This is a genomic window from Anabaena sp. PCC 7108 (assembly GCF_000332135.1).
Lineage (GTDB): Bacteria > Cyanobacteriota > Cyanobacteriia > Cyanobacteriales > Nostocaceae > Anabaena.
On record NZ_KB235896.1, the window covers coordinates 3,375,916 to 3,392,762 of the forward strand.

A 16,847-nucleotide genomic window follows, 5' to 3' on the forward strand; every position below is an offset into this window, starting at 1 on the left:
TTACCAAATACCAGTCCCCACAAGTCTGTAACCATCGAGAAAATTGAATTGGCGCTTGTCAGAATAGGCTGATAGATTTAAGCCGCTAAAAGTTGTCCAATCTTCAATCTTCAACAAACCTGGTGCTTGCTTAAGCACTAGTATTATCGTTTAATTTCTTTTTTAAGATTCGCTCCTGGGCATCACACATTCTCAATAAATCGCTTCAAGTACTCAATTGGAAGATAAACATGAAAAACCTAATTCCCTTCCTCGTTAGTGGCATTTTAGTAGCTGGCGTTATTGGTTGCCAAGAAGCTCCTAAAACTGGTTTAGAAACTCCTGGTACAAGTAGTGAAGCTCCTTCTGTACCTGCAAAACCTGCATCAGAAACTACACAAACTACACCAGAAAACACAACTACAAAAGTTACTCCGGGGACTACCACCGCTACCAGCGACCTCAAAACCGAAGTTAGCAAAAAATTAAAGGAAGCTTTACCTAGCAATAAGTTAGAAGTAGAGAACAAAGAAGGTGAAATTGTCCTTAAAGGTGCAGCTGATTCTCAAGAAGAACTCAAAAAAGCTGAAACTTTGGTTAAGGAAGTCAAAGGTGTAAAAAGCGTCAAAGTAGAAGCAAAAGTTACACCTGTGAAAAAGCCATAAGCTTATAAATCACAAAGTTCACGTGACAGGCATCTTGCCTGTTCCACGTCATAAGTACGTAGGCAAAATTAATTATATAAAAGATTTGGATTGAATGTAGGAGTCCCCGTGCCTACCCCGCTATTTCGGGTAGCAACAGGGGGTTTGCCCCTACGAAATTGATTGGTTTAGGTATTGTTAAAATGTTCAATTAATTTTGCACAGGTACTTAATTTACATCAGACTTCAGAAGTCATATCTTGTTTGGTTTAAGACTTATAATTACGGCTAATGCGGAGATAGCGGGACAAGAAGATCAATTTGTGGCTTTAATTAACTGAATTGTTGATATAGGAATATGCTGAAGTGGCAATATATTGTTACAATACTTAACAACGTTCATCAAAACGGTGGCTTTCTTCATGATAGTTAAGACACTTCCCCCTAGTTCCCGATCAAGTCCAGAGGACAGTCACGTAGGCGAATTGTCCGTGATTGAAGTAGTATCAAAAAATGTTACACAAAGCTTGGTTAACAATTCGCCAAGATTTTCGGCATCACAAAAACAGACAATACTAGTTACAGCTAAGGCTGAAACAGAAGCACTACTATATAATCCTGAAGAGATTCGCGCACATTACGAAAACAAACCTTGGCAAGTTTTTCGGCGAATTTTGGCAGTTTTGCAACCAATTTTGTCCTTCGTTTTGGGGACATGGTGGGATAAGCAACGGGGAATTGTTGTTAAAAATGATAGCCGACGAGCAACTGAATTAAGAATTTTGCTGACCAAGTTGGGGCCTGCTTACATCAAAATTGGTCAGGCCTTGTCTACCAGGCCGGATTTAGTTCCTCCGGTGTATCTGGAAGAATTAACTAAATTACAAGATCAATTACCACCTTTTGCTAATGAAATAGCTTACCAGTTTATCGAAGAAGAGCTAGGAGCAACCCCAGAGAATATTTACGCAGAAATATCCATTGAGCCAATTGCAGCGGCTTCCTTGGGACAAGTTTATAAAGGTAAGCTCAAAACTGGGGAAGAAGTAGCGATTAAAGTCCAGCGTCCAGATTTGCGAGAAAGTATCACGATTGACTTGTATATTTTGCGCTATTTAGCTGGTTTAGTGCAGAGAAAAGTCAAACGGGTACGCAGTGATTTAGTCGGGATTTTAGATGAATTGGGCGATCGCATTTTTGAAGAAATGGACTACATCCATGAAGGCGAAAATGCCGAGCGATTCTTTGAATTATACGGTCATATGCAAGATATATATGTACCGAAAATTTATTGGGAATACACCAATCGTCGTGTGTTGACGATGGAGTGGATAAACGGGATTAAATTAACACAAACAAAAGAACTTCAGGAACTGGGTATCAACGCCCGTTACTTAATTGAAATAGGTGTACAGTGTTCTCTACGTCAATTATTAGAACATGGGTTTTTCCATGCTGACCCTCACCCTGGTAATTTGTTAGCTACCTTTGATGGTAAATTGGCTTATCTTGACTTCGGGATGATGAGTGAAATTAAGCCACCACAGCGTTACGGTTTAATTGAAGCGATAGTTCACGTCGTTAACCGTGATTTTGACTTATTAGCACAAGACTACGTTAAATTAGAATTTCTCACCCCAGAAACCGACTTAACACCAATTGTTCCGGCATTTGCAAGAGTATTTGCTAACGCTCAAGGTGCAAGTGTTGCCGAACTCAACATTAAAAGCATCACCGATGATTTATCAGCTTTAATGTATGAATATCCTTTCCGAGTACCAGCTTACTACGCTTTAATTATTCGTTCTTTGGTGACATTGGAAGGTATTGCTATTTATATCGATCCCAATTTCAAAGTTCTCAGTGAAGCTTATCCTTACGTTTCTAAACGCCTGTTAACAGATCCAGCAGATGAACTGAGAACATCATTGCAAGAGTTACTATTCAAAGATGGTAAATTCCGTTGGAATCGTCTAGAAAACTTGTTAACAAATGCGCGAAAAAATCAAGAATACGATTTAAGCTTAGTACTAAATCAGGGCATAGAGTTTCTATCTTCGGAACGGGGTGCATTTATTCGTGACAGGTTGGTAGATGAGTTTATCAATGGAATTGACGCTGTCAGCAAAAATGTTTTGCATAATTTCACTTATGTGCTGAAAGAAAGGGTAGGTTTAACAGCAGTTAATGAAATACCCAGTGCAACAGTAGAACAACAACAAACCTTAGATAATATCAAACGCATTTTAGGCATTCTCCGACAAACTAAAGGTTTTGATCCGACTCGAATTGCTCCCCAATTAGCTCAAATACTTGTTAATCCCGGAGTACATCATTTAGGGCAAAAAATTGCTAGTCGCTTTACACAAAAAGCTTTAACAAGCTTAATTCGGCAGTTGTTAACGTCATAATAAAATAGGTATAACAGGTGACTCTTAACAGGTGACAGTGGGAAAAGTATTTTGGTGTCCTAACTGCCCTGTCTGTTGATATGATTGGCCAGAAAAACCATTCAAAACCCAAAATAACCCCTGATTTTATATCAATTCACTTAATTACAGCTACAAATAAATCTTCCCTTTACTGCGTCTGTATATTTGTAGCAAAATTAAAGTGAAGCGGTATTAGATATGGGGTTATATTAAAAGTTGGTTTTTGGACTTTTCAAGAATTCCAGTCACTTGAGTAGTGCTTAGGAATTTTCTTGTTCTTGATCATGTTGTTGATCATTTTTTTCCCGTTGGATACTTTCTTCTAAGGCTTGAATTTGTTCACGACGAGCTTCTAACTCCAAGGAACGACGTGCTAAATCTTGGTTTTGCAAAGTTAGAGATTGTCGCCAATTTTCTGCCTTATCTGCTTCCTGTTGTAGAAATTCTGGAGTAATACCAGTAGTGAGATAGGTTTTCACTACATTCATTATCCATTTGGTAGCATCTTCAATGATTTCAACTTCACCTGTAGGGGAAAGTTCTACTAAAACCAGCATTTTTTCACTCAAGGTATTTCCTTTTCCCAGGAGAATAAAAGCCTCTTCGGAAATCATTGACCAACAATATTCAGTTTCCTGACTTGCTAATAAGTGTAATTGGTACTGGTCTAAAAATTCGTTTTTACGTACTTGGGCTAGGTATAGCATTCTCGCTGCGCTCCCCATTCAAAATTCAACATTCAAAATTACCAGAAAATATTTTTAGTCTTTAATTTCTGTAAAAAGAAAATAAAAATATTTAGTAATGGATCAGGACTTACGCAACTGGCACATTGGTAGGGTGCGTCAGATATCAACAATCTGTTTATTTGCAGGATTTATGCAGTAGTAAAGCACCCTACAATAGATTTTTAGTGTGACACTTGCGTAAGTCCTATGGATAATTGAGAAGTTAAAAATTTCCCAATTACCCAGTAGCCATACTCTATACTACAGTACGCAAGCGATCGCGCAAAATTTCCGCTTGTTTCTCAGCCTCTATTAAAGCATCACGCACACCCTGTACTACATCTGCAGGAGCTTTATCCACAAACTTAGGATTACTCAGTCTATAACTTAAAGATGCAGCTTCAGCTTCGGCTTTGCTGATACTTTTCTCTAGTTTGGCACGGAGAGCTTCAATATCGACAACCCCTTTTAAGGGAATTACCACTTGGACAGTACCGACAACACCAGCAATAGAATTGTCTGATTCCTGGGTTTGAGTGGCTTCTGGCTGTGATATATTTTGGCTATCAGTCAGTTGGGGCAAATTTGCCAATAACTTTTGTCTATTTTTAGCATTGAGTATGTTGTAGACAATAAACCAACCTGCATAACCAAGACCGACAGTTTCAAAGAAAGTCCCAAAAATAGGAAGACGCAAGATTGCATTTCCGACAATAATCGCAACTCTTAAGAAAACGAGTAGGACGATAATTAAGCCAATAGTTTTTAAACCCTGAAAAACAGATTTATTTATGATAGGTTGGCTTTTTTGTCCATCAATCAGAGTTTTGTCAGTAATAGTTAAAGTTTCTACCTTGGCCAAATCTTGAATATAAGACTGTCCAGCATTAAGGATAAAACGTTCCTTTTCGCTTTCACTTTGCAAATTAGCCGTGATTTTTGCACCTGGTTTGATGTCAGCTTCCGCCCGTAAATTGCGAATTGTGCGAATAGTATTAATTAACAATTCAAACTGTTCTTCTAATATTGTGTCAATTAATTGTTCATCCGCTTCAGGATAAGCTTGTAAAGCTAAAACTTGGGTATTTTCTACTGGTTGTTGAGTGAGAGTTTGCCAAATTTCTTCAGTGATATGAGGCATTAAGGGATGAAGTAATTTTAAAATTCCTTCTAATATATAAGCCAATATTTGCTGGGCAACTTGGCGAGATACGGGATTTGCATCTTTCTGTAATCTGGATTTTACTAATTCAATATACCAATCACAAAAATCACCCCAAATAAACTCATAAAGTCCCTTAGCCGCTTCTCCTAAACCGTAATTATCAATATCATTAGTGGTTTGTTTAACTACTTGATGATAACGAGAAATAATCCATTTATCACTGAGTTCTGTAGGTTCAGGTTTACCCAATTGGGCTGGAGTTTGCCCATCCAAATTCATCATCACAAATCTGGCAGCATTCCATAACTTATTCGCAAAGTTACGAGAAGCTTCTACAGATATTGATTCATCTTTTTTACGGTCATATTCTAAACGAATATCTTGACCAGCCCCAGCGACTTCTTTAATTAAGGTATACCGTAAAGCATCAGTTCCATATTTGGCAATTAGCAATAACGGGTCAATACCATTATTTGCCGATTTCGACATTTTCTTATTATTTTCATCTCTGACTAAGCCGTGAATATAAACAGTTTTAAACGGCATTTGTCCGGTGAAATGTCCCGCCAGCATTGTCATTCTAGCAACCCAGAAAAAGATGATATCAAAACCTGTGACTAAGGTTGCATTGGGATAATAAGTTGCTAAATCTGGGGTTTGTTCTGGCCAACCTAAAGTTGAAAATGGCCATAAACCAGAAGAAAACCAAGTATCTAAAACATCGGGGTCTTGTTCTAATTGAACATTTTCTCCAAATTGTGATTTGGCTTTTTCCCAAGCTTCCGCTTCATTTCGGGCTACGATATGGGGTGTTGAGTCGGTGATTTGTCCACCGGTTTCACTGATAGCGTACCAAGCAGGGATTTGATGACCCCACCAAAGTTGACGGGAAATACACCAGTCACGCAGATTTACTAACCAATCACGATAAACTTTAGTCCAGCGTTGGGGAACGAAATCTGGTGAATTTTGATTATCTAAAAATTCCAGAGTTTTATCAGCAAGGGGGCGAATTTTGACAAACCACTGAGTAGAAAGTAGAGGTTCAACAGGGACTTTTCCGCGATCGCTATAAGGTACAGTATGTTTATAATCTTCTATCTTCACCAAAACACCGTCTGCTTCTAGGCGAGAAATCACATTTTTCCTAGCTACAAAGCGGTCTTGTCCTTGAAACTCACCGGCATTTTCGTTCATAGTGCCGTCTTTATTCATAATATTGATAACCGGCAAATCATGACGTTTACCCATTTCAAAATCATTCGGGTCATGGGCTGGAGTCACTTTCACGCAACCTGTACCAAAAGCCGGGTCAACCAATTCATCACCAATAATCGGGATTTCCCGGTTCATAATTGGCAAAGTCAGGGTTTTCCCAATTAAATGTTTATACCTTTCATCTCCGGGATTAACCGCAACTCCGGTATCACCTAACATCGTTTCTGGTCGAGTTGTCGCCACTTCTACAAAACCAGAACCATCACTCAAAGGATAGCGGAAGTACCAAAGATTACCATTTACCTCTTTTGGTTCCACTTCCAAATCAGACACCGCAGACTGAGAAGCGGGACACCAGTTAACCAAATAGTTACCGCGATAAATCAACTTTTCATCATACAGGCGGATAAATGCTTCTACAACAGCTTTTGATAAACCTGCATCTAAAGTGAAACGTTCCCGCGTCCAGTCAACCGAAACACCTAAACGTCGCAGTTGATTAACAATTGTACCTCCAGATTCGGCTTTCCATTGCCAAGCGCGTTCTAGGAATTTTTCACGTCCCAAGTCATTGCGAGTTTTACCTTCAGCCTTGAGTTGCTTTTCCAGAATGGTTTGTACAGCAATGCTGGCGTGGTCAGTTCCGGGTAGCCAGAGGGTATTGCGTCCTTTCATGCGATGGTAGCGCACGAGGGTATCAATCAACGCACTTTCAAAGGCGTGACCCATGTGCAAACTGCCGGTCACATTTGGGGGAGGAATGACGATACAGTATGGTTCGCCCTTGTGGTTGGGGTCTGCTTTGTAGACTTGGTTTTCTTCCCAGAATTTTTGCCATTTGGCTTCTGTGGAGAAGGGTTCATAGAGACTGGGGAGATTAGGAATAGTTGCGGTCATGCTGGGAATAATCAATTTGTTTGGACTCTGATCAATTTTGCCACAGCCTTGGAAGAGGATTGTGAATCTGCTTCTATATTTTCAGGACTTACGTAACTGGCACATTAGTAAGGTGCGTCAGACTGCATAAATCTAGTAAATAAACAGATTTTTGATATCTGACGCACCTTACAATAGATTTTTGGTGTGACACTTCTTGCGTAACCCGGATTTCTCACGCCAACTTACTTACAATAATTCTAGAATTATTAAAAAGGTAAAAATCATGCAGTCCCCTCTATACCTTTTCACTGTTGAAGAATATCTGAAATTAGAACAATCTACCGATATTCGTCATGAATATTTTGGCGGTGAAGTCTTTGCGATGGCTGGAGGTAGCAAAGAACACAATATAATTACTTTGAATGTTGCCAGTAGACTACGTTCCGACTTGCGCGGTAGTTCGTGCAATGTCTTTATGTCTGACATGAAAGTGAGGATCAATTTAGCTAGTGAAAATAAGAATATATTTTACTATCCTGATGTTACAGTTACTTGTAATCCAGAAGATCAAGACCGTTATTATTTGAATTATCCTTGTTTAATTATAGAAGTTTTATCACCAAGCACAGAAGCTATAGATAGACGGGAAAAACTAGTTAATTACCGAACTTTATCAAGTTTACGGGAATATGTATTAATTTCTCAGGATGAAGTCAAAGTAGAAGTTTATCGTCAAAATCAACCAGGCAATTGGACAATCCAAACCTTTATAAATCGAGATGATAGCTTATATTTAGATTCGGTTGATTTGACTATGATAGTAGCTGATATATATGAAGATGTTATTAATGTTTGATACTCAGACAAAATCCAGAAAATATCATAAACACTAACCATATAGCGGTATGCACTTGGATGAGATACATCATAGTCCCCTCATCGCTTGCGGGGAGCAGCGCTGTGCGGGGTTCCCCCCGTTGAGGCGACTGCGGGGGAGGGGTTCTTGTATCTCAGTCAACCGAGAACCGCTATAACTTATTCTAGAATCGCACCCATGCACCAAGAACCAAAGAAATGTCTGATCCTCAACTGCATATAAACAAGTGTTTTACCAGGTTCATTAAAATTTTATATATTGGTAGCAAGTAAATCTACTATTCATGTGCTTGAAAGCCTTATGTTACAAGTGTTTAATCCTACCCCCCCCCCATAAAATGGTAGTTTTTTATCTCAGTAAATTTTCTGTGAAGTTGCTAAAAAATGCTTGTTACGGGTTTCTAAACCGTATTAATATCAGTGGCATTGAAGGCAAGAAAAAAACTAGTTTTTCAGGGAAACAATACTATGACTACAGTAAATGTATTGCAAAAGTTATCGATGGCTACCGCAGGTGCAGCAGTTATCACGCTGGGTTTAGCAGCAAACGCTCAAGCTGCTAGTATTAATCGTTCTGATTTTAATCCTGATGCAGTTAATTTTGATTTTGCAAGCTCTGCACCAAGCAGCACAGTTGCTACTGATGGCAATCTAACCGTAACCAACGGCGTAGTACTTAATATTGGTTCGTATGGTTCACTCAATGGAAATACTTATTATGATGGGAACGACGCATCGGTAATCCGTTTTGATTTTCTTAATCCAGTATCTGCTTTTGGTCTTGATTTCGCTGCCAATAATGCTGACATTACTCTTAGCATTTTTGACAATGTCAATAATTTAATCGAAAGTCTTACTCTAGACTGGACAACATTGCCTGGTAGTCCTTTTGCAACTGGTTTCATTGGTTTAAATGCAGGAAGTAATTCAATTGCCTATGCAACCATTGACACACCTTTAAATGGGAATGAATTATACGTTGATAACCTTATTTATCAATATCAATCATCTCCAACTTCTGTTCCCGAACCCGCTTCTCTCATTGGTATCTTAGGCTTAGGTGCTTTTGGCGTTACCTCACTTCGCAAACGCAAGCAAACCGCCGCAGTTAAAGCGTAAATTAATTAACAACTAAATATAATTCAATCTCTGCCGTGTTAACTCTAAACATGGCATTTTTACTTTTTATTCTTGCCCGAAAATAATCTTGATCAGATAATGCTTTTTCTTTAACAATACCTTGTATATTTTTTGTAGGTTGGGTTAAGCGACAGCGCAACCCGACGCATTTGTTGGGTTTCATGCTTCAACCCAACCTACAAATCAAGATTTTTTTCGATTTGGACAAGGTATTGCTTTAACAACATAAATTTTATCAAAAATAGTATCTTTTTGGTAACTACAGCACTTATAAGTGCGTACTTTTTATTATAAAGGGGTATGGTTTACTATAGTAATAGTTCAAAGCCGATTTACCAGTTTGTTTATCAACATCAAAGTTGGTTATTTCGGCAATTAAATACATCTTTAACAGTGAGGTTAAATCATGTCTCAAAATACAGTTAACTACATAATTCATGATCGAAATGCACGCGGTCATAGTCAGATTGACTGGTTAGATAGTTATCATACATTTTCTTTCAGTCATTTTCATGATTCCAGCCGCATGGGATTTCGTTCTCTGCGAGTCATAAATGATGACAGAATTGCCGCTGGGGCTGGATTTCCTACTCACGGACATAGAGATATGGAAATACTCACTTATGTCTTGTCAGGTGCGGTTGAACATAAAGATAGTTTGGGTACAGGTTCGGTAATTCGTCCCGGTGACGCACAAATTATGAGTGCGGGGACTGGTATTATGCACAGTGAATTTAATCACTCACAAACTGAAGAACTGCACTTGCTGCAAATTTGGATGTTACCAGATACCCTCGGATTAACCCCCAGGTATGACCAAAAAACTTTTTCTGTAGAAGAAAAACGGGGAAAACTACGTTTAATTGCTGCTAAAGATGGACGAGATAATGCGGTGACTATTCACCAAGATATTGATTTATACGCATCTATTTTAGAGCAGGGCGACGTTATTAATTATCACGTTCAGGCTCATCGTTATGCTTGGTTGCAAATAGCCACAGGTGAAGTAACTTTAAATGGGACAGAACTTAAAGCCGGGGACGGAGTACAAATTACTGGAGAAGATCAATTAGAAATTAGTACCAACCTCAGCGCCGAAATCTTGCTTTTTGACTTGGCTTAAACAAAAATTAATCCTAGTAGTCTGTCAAGAACTAATTGACGAATAAAAAAATCTTTCTTCTTCCTTCTTCCTATCCCTACGGGACACTGCGTGAACGCGCTCTTTGCGTCTTCGCGGTTCATTACTTTATCCGTCAAAATATATTTGACAGACCACTAGTGCTAATCATTAGAAACTTCCAAATAAAAAAACACCCCAATCCCTACTGAACGCTACGCAGTAAGCGAAGCTATGCCGAAGGCTTTACGTTTTTAGGGTAGGGGACTTTCTAGGAGAGGGAGGAAAATTTGTTTTGATTTTGTGAAATTGAATAATTGATTTTTTCGAGTTCTCTTAGTAGCAAAACTGAGGCTTTGATTCTTTTGCTTTTAGTATTGCCCTTCTAGACAATATTTGACAATCAGTAGGCAATTTCTGCTATCAGCAGCACGTTCATAGACAACATGATCTGCCAAGCGTCGAAGCAGAAACCATCCGTACCCTCCTACCTGTAGAGTACCTGGCTCTGGCTCGACTATAGCATCAGGATTAAAAGGTTTACCATGATCCCAAATTCTAATCTCTAAGCGGTCAATCCAGAGACTCAATTCAATTTCTATGTCTGTTTCTGGTGGTAGCGCTCGATGAGCGTGACGAACAGCATTGGTAAAACCTTCTGCTAATGCTAAGTTGAGGCGATAAAGTTGGCTTTCTGACCAGCCGAATTCAGCTAAATATTGGAGAGAGAATTTTTCAAACCATTGTTGTACGTGGTTTAAGAGCTTAAGGTCGCTCTTTACCGTCAGATGGTCTTGCTGCACTGTGGTAAGCATTGACCTTGACTTAAATATAAATAAGTGAAAAATGGTATTGTTTTTTGGCGATTTTGAATTGAGGAATAGTTTTTATTTGCTATCCAAAACTGAAAATCTCATATCCAGTTTAAACTACCAAAGTTTACGCCTGGTTGTTTTCAAGAGCATATATCAACTAGAAGTGTGAGTAGCTAAAAGGCTTTTGATGACTTACATTCAGCTAGTTTTTAGACTCACTCATAATTTTAGTATATGCTCTTGAAACTTACAGGCGTAACGGTACTTTGTGGAAACTAATTTAGAACAGTCCCAAAGTCAAAGATTTGTCTAATGGTAAAGCTGCACCAATACCTAACCACAAGGTGACGAAAGTACCAAACAGAAATACTGTTGTGGCTACTGGACGACGGAAGGGGTTTTGGAACTTATTAACGTTCTCAATAAAGGGAACGAGAATTAGCCCCAAGGGTACGGAAGCCATTGCTAATACTCCTAACAGTTTGTTAGGTAGTGAGCGTAAAATCTGGAAGACTGGGTATAGATACCACTCTGGCAAAATTTCCAAGGGGGTGGCAAAAGGATTAGCTGGTTCACCTGTCATTGCTGGATCTAGAACAGCTAGAGCCACAATACAAGCAAATGACCCCATAATTACGATAGGAAATACGTACAGCAGATCATTTGGCCAAGCTGGTTCACCATAGTAATTGTGTCCCATGCCTTGAGCAAGTTTAGCTCTTAAATTAGGATCGCTCAGATCAGGTTTTTTTTGCGTTGACATTTTTAAATTTACTCTCCTGCTTAAGTTGAGTTAAAGCATTTAGTGAAAGCCATCAGATGTTTAGGTAATCTGGTCTAAGTGCATCTGGTGGAATGGCAAATCTTTCAGGCCAGTGTTGGGGACTTTCACCGCTTACAGGTTCAGATAGTAGTGTTTGTTTACAACTTATGTTTTCTCAGTTTAAAACAAACAACACTAATCTGGAAACTGAATCATGCTTTTCTGCTAGTGGTTGTCTGATTACAAAGGACCGGAAATACCTTGTTTGCGGATCATCAAGAAGTGGAACAACATGAAGACGGCAATTAACCAAGGGAGAACGAAGGTGTGAGCGCTATAGTAGCGAGTTAGTGTTGCTTGACCAACACTGGAACCACCGCGTAGTAGGTCGGAGATAAGAACGCCAACTACGGGAATTGCTTCTGGTACACCACTAACAATTTTTACAGCCCAGTAGCCAACTTGATCCCAAGGTAGGGAGTAGCCTGTCACACCGAAGGAAACGGTGATTACAGCTAGGATGACACCACTGATCCAGGTCAATTCGCGGGGCTTCTTGAAACCACCTGTGAGGTAAACCCGGAAGGTGTGCAGAATCATCATTAACACCATCATGCTGGCTGACCAGCGGTGAATGGAGCGAATTAGCCAACCGAAGTTGACTTCATTCATGATGTACTCTACGGAAGAATAAGCTTCAGCGACTGTTGGCTTATAGTAGAATGTCATCGCAAATCCAGTAGCAAACTGGATTAGAAAGCAAACTAGGGTAATTCCGCCTAGGCAGTAGAATATATTTACGTGAGGAGGGACGTATTTGCTGGTTACGTCTTCTGCGATCGCTTCAAGTTCTAAGCGTTCCTCAAACCAGTCATAAACGTTGGCCATACAATCTCAAGTTCCTAACAATCGGTTGCGGTTGATAAATCTCCCAATATCAATTTTGGGATTTTCACAAAGATGAGTTTTCTTCAGAGTGATTAAATTTTTTCAGAAACTTAACACTCTGTAAATATGGAATATATTGCTTCCCCTTTGCAAGCTAACGCCAAAAACGCTAGTCACAAAGTAGATTTTATCTTTAATGACGAGGGATTGAACCAAATCAGTTGGCTTAACAACTGGATGAGAACAATGCACGTCTTCTATAAAAAAAGTAACATAGTCGAGAGATAGATTTCATAAACAATCGAGTATTTGGTCAGTTTTAGGGAATTTGGGTTGAGGTGAAATTAAAGATGGGGTTCATGAATAAACAGGTTTTGCGGCGGGGATTTTCGTTAGTTTTGGCTTTTTGCTTGGGTTTTGGCTCTTTCATCCAACCAGCAATAGCTTTGACACAGGAGCAGAAATTAGTTTCTGAGGTTTGGCGAATTGTTAATCGTTCTTATTTGGATGAGACGTTTAATCATCAAAACTGGGCTGATGTGCGGCAAAAGGCTCTAAAAAAGCCGCTGAGAAATCAAGAAGCTGCTTATGGGGCAATTCAAAAGATGCTCAAAAGCCTTAATGATCCTTTTACTCGGTTTCTAGATCCAGAGCAGTACCGCAGTTTGCAAGTGAATACTTCTGGAGAACTGACGGGTGTAGGTTTACAAATTGCTCTCAATTCCGAAACTGGTGGCTTGGAAGTAATCACACCTATAGAAGGTTCTCCAGCGGATAAAGCAGGACTCAGACCACGCGATCGCATTTTGAAAATTGAAGGACTATCTACAGAGAATCTTACTCTTGACGAAGCTGCGGCGCGAATGCGTGGACCAATCGGTAGTATTGTAACTCTCTTGATTGCACGAGAGGGAGAGGCAGAAAAGGAATTTATCTTAAGGCGCGATCGCATTGAACTTAATCCTGTCGTAGCTGATTTGCGTTTATCCCCTCAAGGACAACCGATTGGCTACCTCCGCCTCACCCAATTTAATGCTAATGCCGCAATGGAATTGGCACACGCTATTACTAGTTTAGAGAAAAAAGGCGCTGATGCCTACATTCTTGATTTGCGAAATAATCCAGGAGGACTATTACAAGCTGGAATTGAAGTTGCCCGGCAATGGTTAAACTCAGGCACAATCGTCTACACTGTCAATAGGCAAGGTCTTCAAGGAAATTTTGAAGCTGTCGGTACAGCCCTGACACAAGACCCTTTAGTGATTTTAGTCAATCAAGGAACTGCCAGCGCTAGTGAAATCTTAGCAGGTGCGCTGCAAGATAATGGTCGCGCCCAGTTAGTAGGTGAAACTACTTTTGGCAAAGGACTCATTCAATCCTTATTTGAATTATCTGATGGTTCAGGCTTGGCGGTAACAATTGCTAAATACGAAACTCCTAACCATCGAGATATTAATAAGTTGGGTATTAAACCAGACAAAATAATTACTCAAGCACCAATTACCCGCTTGCAAATTGGCACAGAAGCCGATAGTCAATATCAAGCAGCGGTGGAAGTACTGGCTAAAAATTTGGTGGTACTGGGAAAGGCTTGATGGGGTGATGGGGTGATGGGATGACGCGGAGACACGGTGATGGGGTGACGCGGGGACGCGGGGACGCGGGGACGCGGGGACGCGGGGACGCGGGGACGCGGGGACTCGGAGACACGGGGACGCGGAGAAATAATGATCTACTGCCCCCTACCCCCTGCCCCCTGCCCCCTGCCTTCAATTACTCATTACCAATCGTTGATAGGCTTTATCTAGAAAACGTTTGCCTCGGAGAAAACCTGTATTAGCGCCGGGGCAAATGTACTGTAAAGTTTCTGGTGTAAAGCGATCGCGCAGGGCTTGAACACTTTTAAGTTGTCTTGGCCAGTGAAAAGTCTTTGGTATAGGGAGTGGAACCAGTTCACCTTTTTGGTTAGGAAGTAAATGCCGTCCAGAAAATAGCACACCCCCAAATTCACGATAGTATAGACATGATGACCCAGGAGAATGTCCTGGTGTCCAAATCGCTTGTGCTGTAGCATCAAGAGTGAATTCTTGACCAAAAGTGGTAACAATTGAGCCAGGTAATAAATAAGCTTCTTGTTCTTGAATAAGAATTTTACAGTTAAAGATTTGCTGAATTTCTGCCGCTTTGCCTATAGCACCGCGATGAGTAAGAAAGATCCAACTTATACCCCCATGTAAACGCAAAAAATCCTGCGTTGTTTGTTCTAAGAAGGGGCAGTCTATCAAGATGTTACCTTCATTTCTTAAAATCAAGTAAGAAGTTCCTCCTAAGGTATCTCGATTAGGTGGAAAGGCGAAAATGGTGTTGAGTGTGGAATTTGTCGGTAAGTTTTCTTCTATCGGTACTTCGTCAGGAAGTACTGCAATTGGTGGCTTAGTCCTATGACTTGGCTGTTGAGATAAGGGAGACATGAGCAAAAACCGAAACTGAGGAGTGGTGGACAATCGCGTTACAGTGTACTTACCCAACCCTGTTAACTGTAGTTGCAAAATTAGGGTTGCAGTCTTGCTTGTAGTCATGATGTTTGACAAAGACTACAGGTAAGGAATTCTGTCAAAACTGGTGAAGATAACATGGCATTTTGGTTTCTCCTGTTACTGGGACTAGCTACTTATCTAATAATTCAGCGCAGCGTTGCTCAGATTACCCGAACGCCTGTGTGGTTATTATGGTTGGTGTTAATGACACCATCTTTTGTGTTGACTGGTTGGACACTGCTATATGGCGCTAAACAACCACCTCCAGCCACACTAATTATCTGGCCGTCAGTTGTATCCCTCTTGTTATACTGGTTTTTGTTTCAGTGGGGTCGGCGAGTACCAGGAGATACACAGACTCAAGCTTCAGCTCCAGCATTACAATCAGCAAACAATTCTACCTTAGAACCGACACCAGTGCGTCCCATTGATCCAGCAGAAGAAACTCAACTGCGAAATTGCTTTTCTTGGTCTGTATACTACATTCAAAACATTGAGTACCGACCTCAAGCAGTGATTTGTCGAGGTCAGTTGCGAACTACACCAATTAATGCTTACCAGCAGATTAAAGCAAATATTGAAAGGGAATTTGGCGATCGCTTTTTGGTGATATTTCAAGAAGGTATAAATGGTAAACCCTTTTTTGTACTCGTTCCCAATACTCAAGCTGCTAAACAAAGTAGCAACAACAAGCGAGACAATTTAACTCAACCAGTTATAGCCATCCTACTATTAACAGCTACTTTAATAACTACTACCTTGATGGGTGCAAAAATTGCTGGTGTTCAATTAACACAAGTAGAATCTGACCCAACTATATTTCTCAAAGGCTTACCCTATGCATTAGGGTTAATGACTGTTTTAGGTATCCACGAACTTGGTCACTATTTCACGGCTAAATTCTACAAAATTCGCTCCACACTACCTTACTTTATTCCTGTACCATTTTTCCTGGGAACTTTTGGGGCATTTATTCAGATGCGTAGTCCAATTCCCAACCGCAAAGCTTTATTTGATGTTAGTATAGCTGGACCAATTGCGGGTTTTATTGTTACCTTGCCCCTACTTTTTTGGGGGTTAGCTAATTCGGAAATAGTTCCTATTAATGAAAAATATGGACTTTTGAATCCTGATTCTCTTAATCCCAAATATTCAATTTTGTTAGCATTGCTGGCAAAGTTAGCATTAGGAAATGAGCTAACAGTAAAATCAGCTATTGATTTGCATCCAGTCGCAGTTGCTGGGTTTTTAGGACTAATTGTGACAGCATTAAACTTGATGCCCGTGGGACAACTGGATGGTGGACATATTGTCCATGCTATGTTTGGACAACGCACAGCAGTTGCTATTGGTCAAATTGCTCGTTTATTGTTATTAATACTTTCGTTTATCCGAGAAGAATTTTTATTGTGGGCAATTATTTTATTATTTGTGCCGTTGATTGATGAACCCGCGTTGAATGATGTCACAGAACTTGATAATGGACGTGATGTTTTAGGATTAGTGGCAATAGCATTATTATTGTTGATTGTGCTGCCACTACCACAATTTTTGGCTCGTGTTTTGCAAATTTAGAAGCTGGGTTTGAGTCAGAAATAATTCTAAAAAACTTAGACCCGCTCTATGCCATCCTAAATGTGGTTTTAGAGGGTGTTTGAAAAGT

At 39.9% G+C, this 16,847-nt stretch carries 15 protein-coding genes; 7 read left to right on the forward strand and 8 right to left on the reverse strand.

The genetic code is table 11. From position 1 onward, the window contains the following. Complete coding sequence (locus tag ANA7108_RS30255) at positions 1–138, reverse strand: hypothetical protein (RefSeq protein WP_158318365.1); 138 nt, start codon at positions 136–138, stop codon at positions 1–3. Between the two features lie 92 nt (positions 139–230). Here ANA7108_RS30255 and ANA7108_RS0115970 point away from each other — a divergent pair, with 92 nt between their 5' ends. Together ANA7108_RS0115970 and ANA7108_RS0115975 are read left to right on the forward strand one after the other, a co-directional pair. Beyond that, complete coding sequence (locus ANA7108_RS0115970) at positions 231–644, forward strand: BON domain-containing protein (RefSeq protein WP_016951806.1); 414 nt, start codon at positions 231–233, stop codon at positions 642–644. 401 nt (positions 645–1,045) lie between these two features. Next, positions 1,046–3,034 (forward strand): AarF/ABC1/UbiB kinase family protein, encoded by a 1,989-nt coding sequence (locus ANA7108_RS0115975; RefSeq protein ID WP_026104228.1) that lies wholly within the window; start codon positions 1,046–1,048, stop codon positions 3,032–3,034. 281 nt (positions 3,035–3,315) lie between these two features. Here ANA7108_RS0115975 and ANA7108_RS0115980 read toward each other — a convergent pair whose 3' ends face one another. Together ANA7108_RS0115980 and ANA7108_RS0115985 are read right to left on the reverse strand one after the other, a co-directional pair. Next, a complete protein-coding gene (locus ANA7108_RS0115980; protein ID WP_042491108.1) occupies positions 3,316–3,762 on the reverse strand; it encodes a hypothetical protein in 447 nt (148 codons plus the stop codon). Between the two features lie 277 nt (positions 3,763–4,039). Beyond that, a complete protein-coding gene (locus ANA7108_RS0115985; protein ID WP_016951809.1) occupies positions 4,040–7,063 on the reverse strand; it encodes a valine--tRNA ligase in 3,024 nt (1,007 codons plus the stop codon). Positions 7,064–7,328: 265 nt separating this feature from the next. Here ANA7108_RS0115985 and ANA7108_RS0115990 point away from each other — a divergent pair, with 265 nt between their 5' ends. Together ANA7108_RS0115990 and ANA7108_RS0115995 are read left to right on the forward strand one after the other, a co-directional pair. Beyond that, positions 7,329–7,901, forward strand: coding sequence for a Uma2 family endonuclease (locus tag ANA7108_RS0115990; protein WP_016951810.1), 573 nt, complete (start codon positions 7,329–7,331; stop codon positions 7,899–7,901). Between the two features lie 488 nt (positions 7,902–8,389). Beyond that, positions 8,390–9,040 (forward strand): PEP-CTERM sorting domain-containing protein, encoded by a 651-nt coding sequence (locus ANA7108_RS0115995; RefSeq protein WP_016951811.1) that lies wholly within the window; start codon positions 8,390–8,392, stop codon positions 9,038–9,040. 1 nt (position 9,041) lies between these two features. Here ANA7108_RS0115995 and ANA7108_RS27480 read toward each other — a convergent pair whose 3' ends face one another. Next, positions 9,042–9,224: a hypothetical protein gene (locus ANA7108_RS27480; protein WP_016951812.1), complete on the reverse strand. Its 183-nt coding sequence runs from the start codon at positions 9,222–9,224 to the stop codon at positions 9,042–9,044. Positions 9,225–9,467: 243 nt separating this feature from the next. Here ANA7108_RS27480 and ANA7108_RS0116005 point away from each other — a divergent pair, with 243 nt between their 5' ends. Further along, a complete protein-coding gene (locus ANA7108_RS0116005) occupies positions 9,468–10,184 on the forward strand; it encodes a pirin family protein (protein ID WP_016951813.1) in 717 nt (238 codons plus the stop codon). A gap of 368 nt (positions 10,185–10,552) precedes the next feature. On the opposite strand, the gene ANA7108_RS0116010 is transcribed toward ANA7108_RS0116005, so the two are convergent. The 3 genes from ANA7108_RS0116010 to petB all read right to left on the reverse strand — a co-directional run bounded on the left by ANA7108_RS0116010 (position 10,553) and on the right by petB (position 12,647). Then, on the reverse strand, positions 10,553–10,996 hold the full coding sequence (locus tag ANA7108_RS0116010; RefSeq protein ID WP_016951814.1) for an anti-sigma regulatory factor: 444 nt from the start codon (positions 10,994–10,996) through the stop codon (positions 10,553–10,555). Positions 10,997–11,276: 280 nt separating this feature from the next. Beyond that, entirely contained in the window at positions 11,277–11,759 is a 483-nt protein-coding gene (petD, locus tag ANA7108_RS0116015; protein WP_016951815.1) for a cytochrome b6-f complex subunit IV, read from the reverse strand. Between the two features lie 240 nt (positions 11,760–11,999). Next, positions 12,000–12,647, reverse strand: coding sequence for a cytochrome b6 (gene petB / locus ANA7108_RS0116020; RefSeq protein ID WP_016951816.1), 648 nt, complete (start codon positions 12,645–12,647; stop codon positions 12,000–12,002). Between the two features lie 350 nt (positions 12,648–12,997). Between petB and ctpA the strand changes: the two genes are divergently transcribed. Beyond that, entirely contained in the window at positions 12,998–14,242 is a 1,245-nt protein-coding gene (ctpA, locus tag ANA7108_RS0116030) for a carboxyl-terminal processing protease CtpA (protein ID WP_016951818.1), read from the forward strand. 174 nt (positions 14,243–14,416) lie between these two features. On the opposite strand, the gene ANA7108_RS0116035 is transcribed toward ctpA, so the two are convergent. Next, positions 14,417–15,118: a hypothetical protein gene (locus tag ANA7108_RS0116035; protein ID WP_026104229.1), complete on the reverse strand. Its 702-nt coding sequence runs from the start codon at positions 15,116–15,118 to the stop codon at positions 14,417–14,419. A gap of 162 nt (positions 15,119–15,280) precedes the next feature. Here ANA7108_RS0116035 and ANA7108_RS0116040 point away from each other — a divergent pair, with 162 nt between their 5' ends. Continuing rightward, positions 15,281–16,759 (forward strand): site-2 protease family protein, encoded by a 1,479-nt coding sequence (locus tag ANA7108_RS0116040; RefSeq protein WP_016951820.1) that lies wholly within the window; start codon positions 15,281–15,283, stop codon positions 16,757–16,759. Positions 16,760–16,847 lie beyond the last annotated feature (88 nt).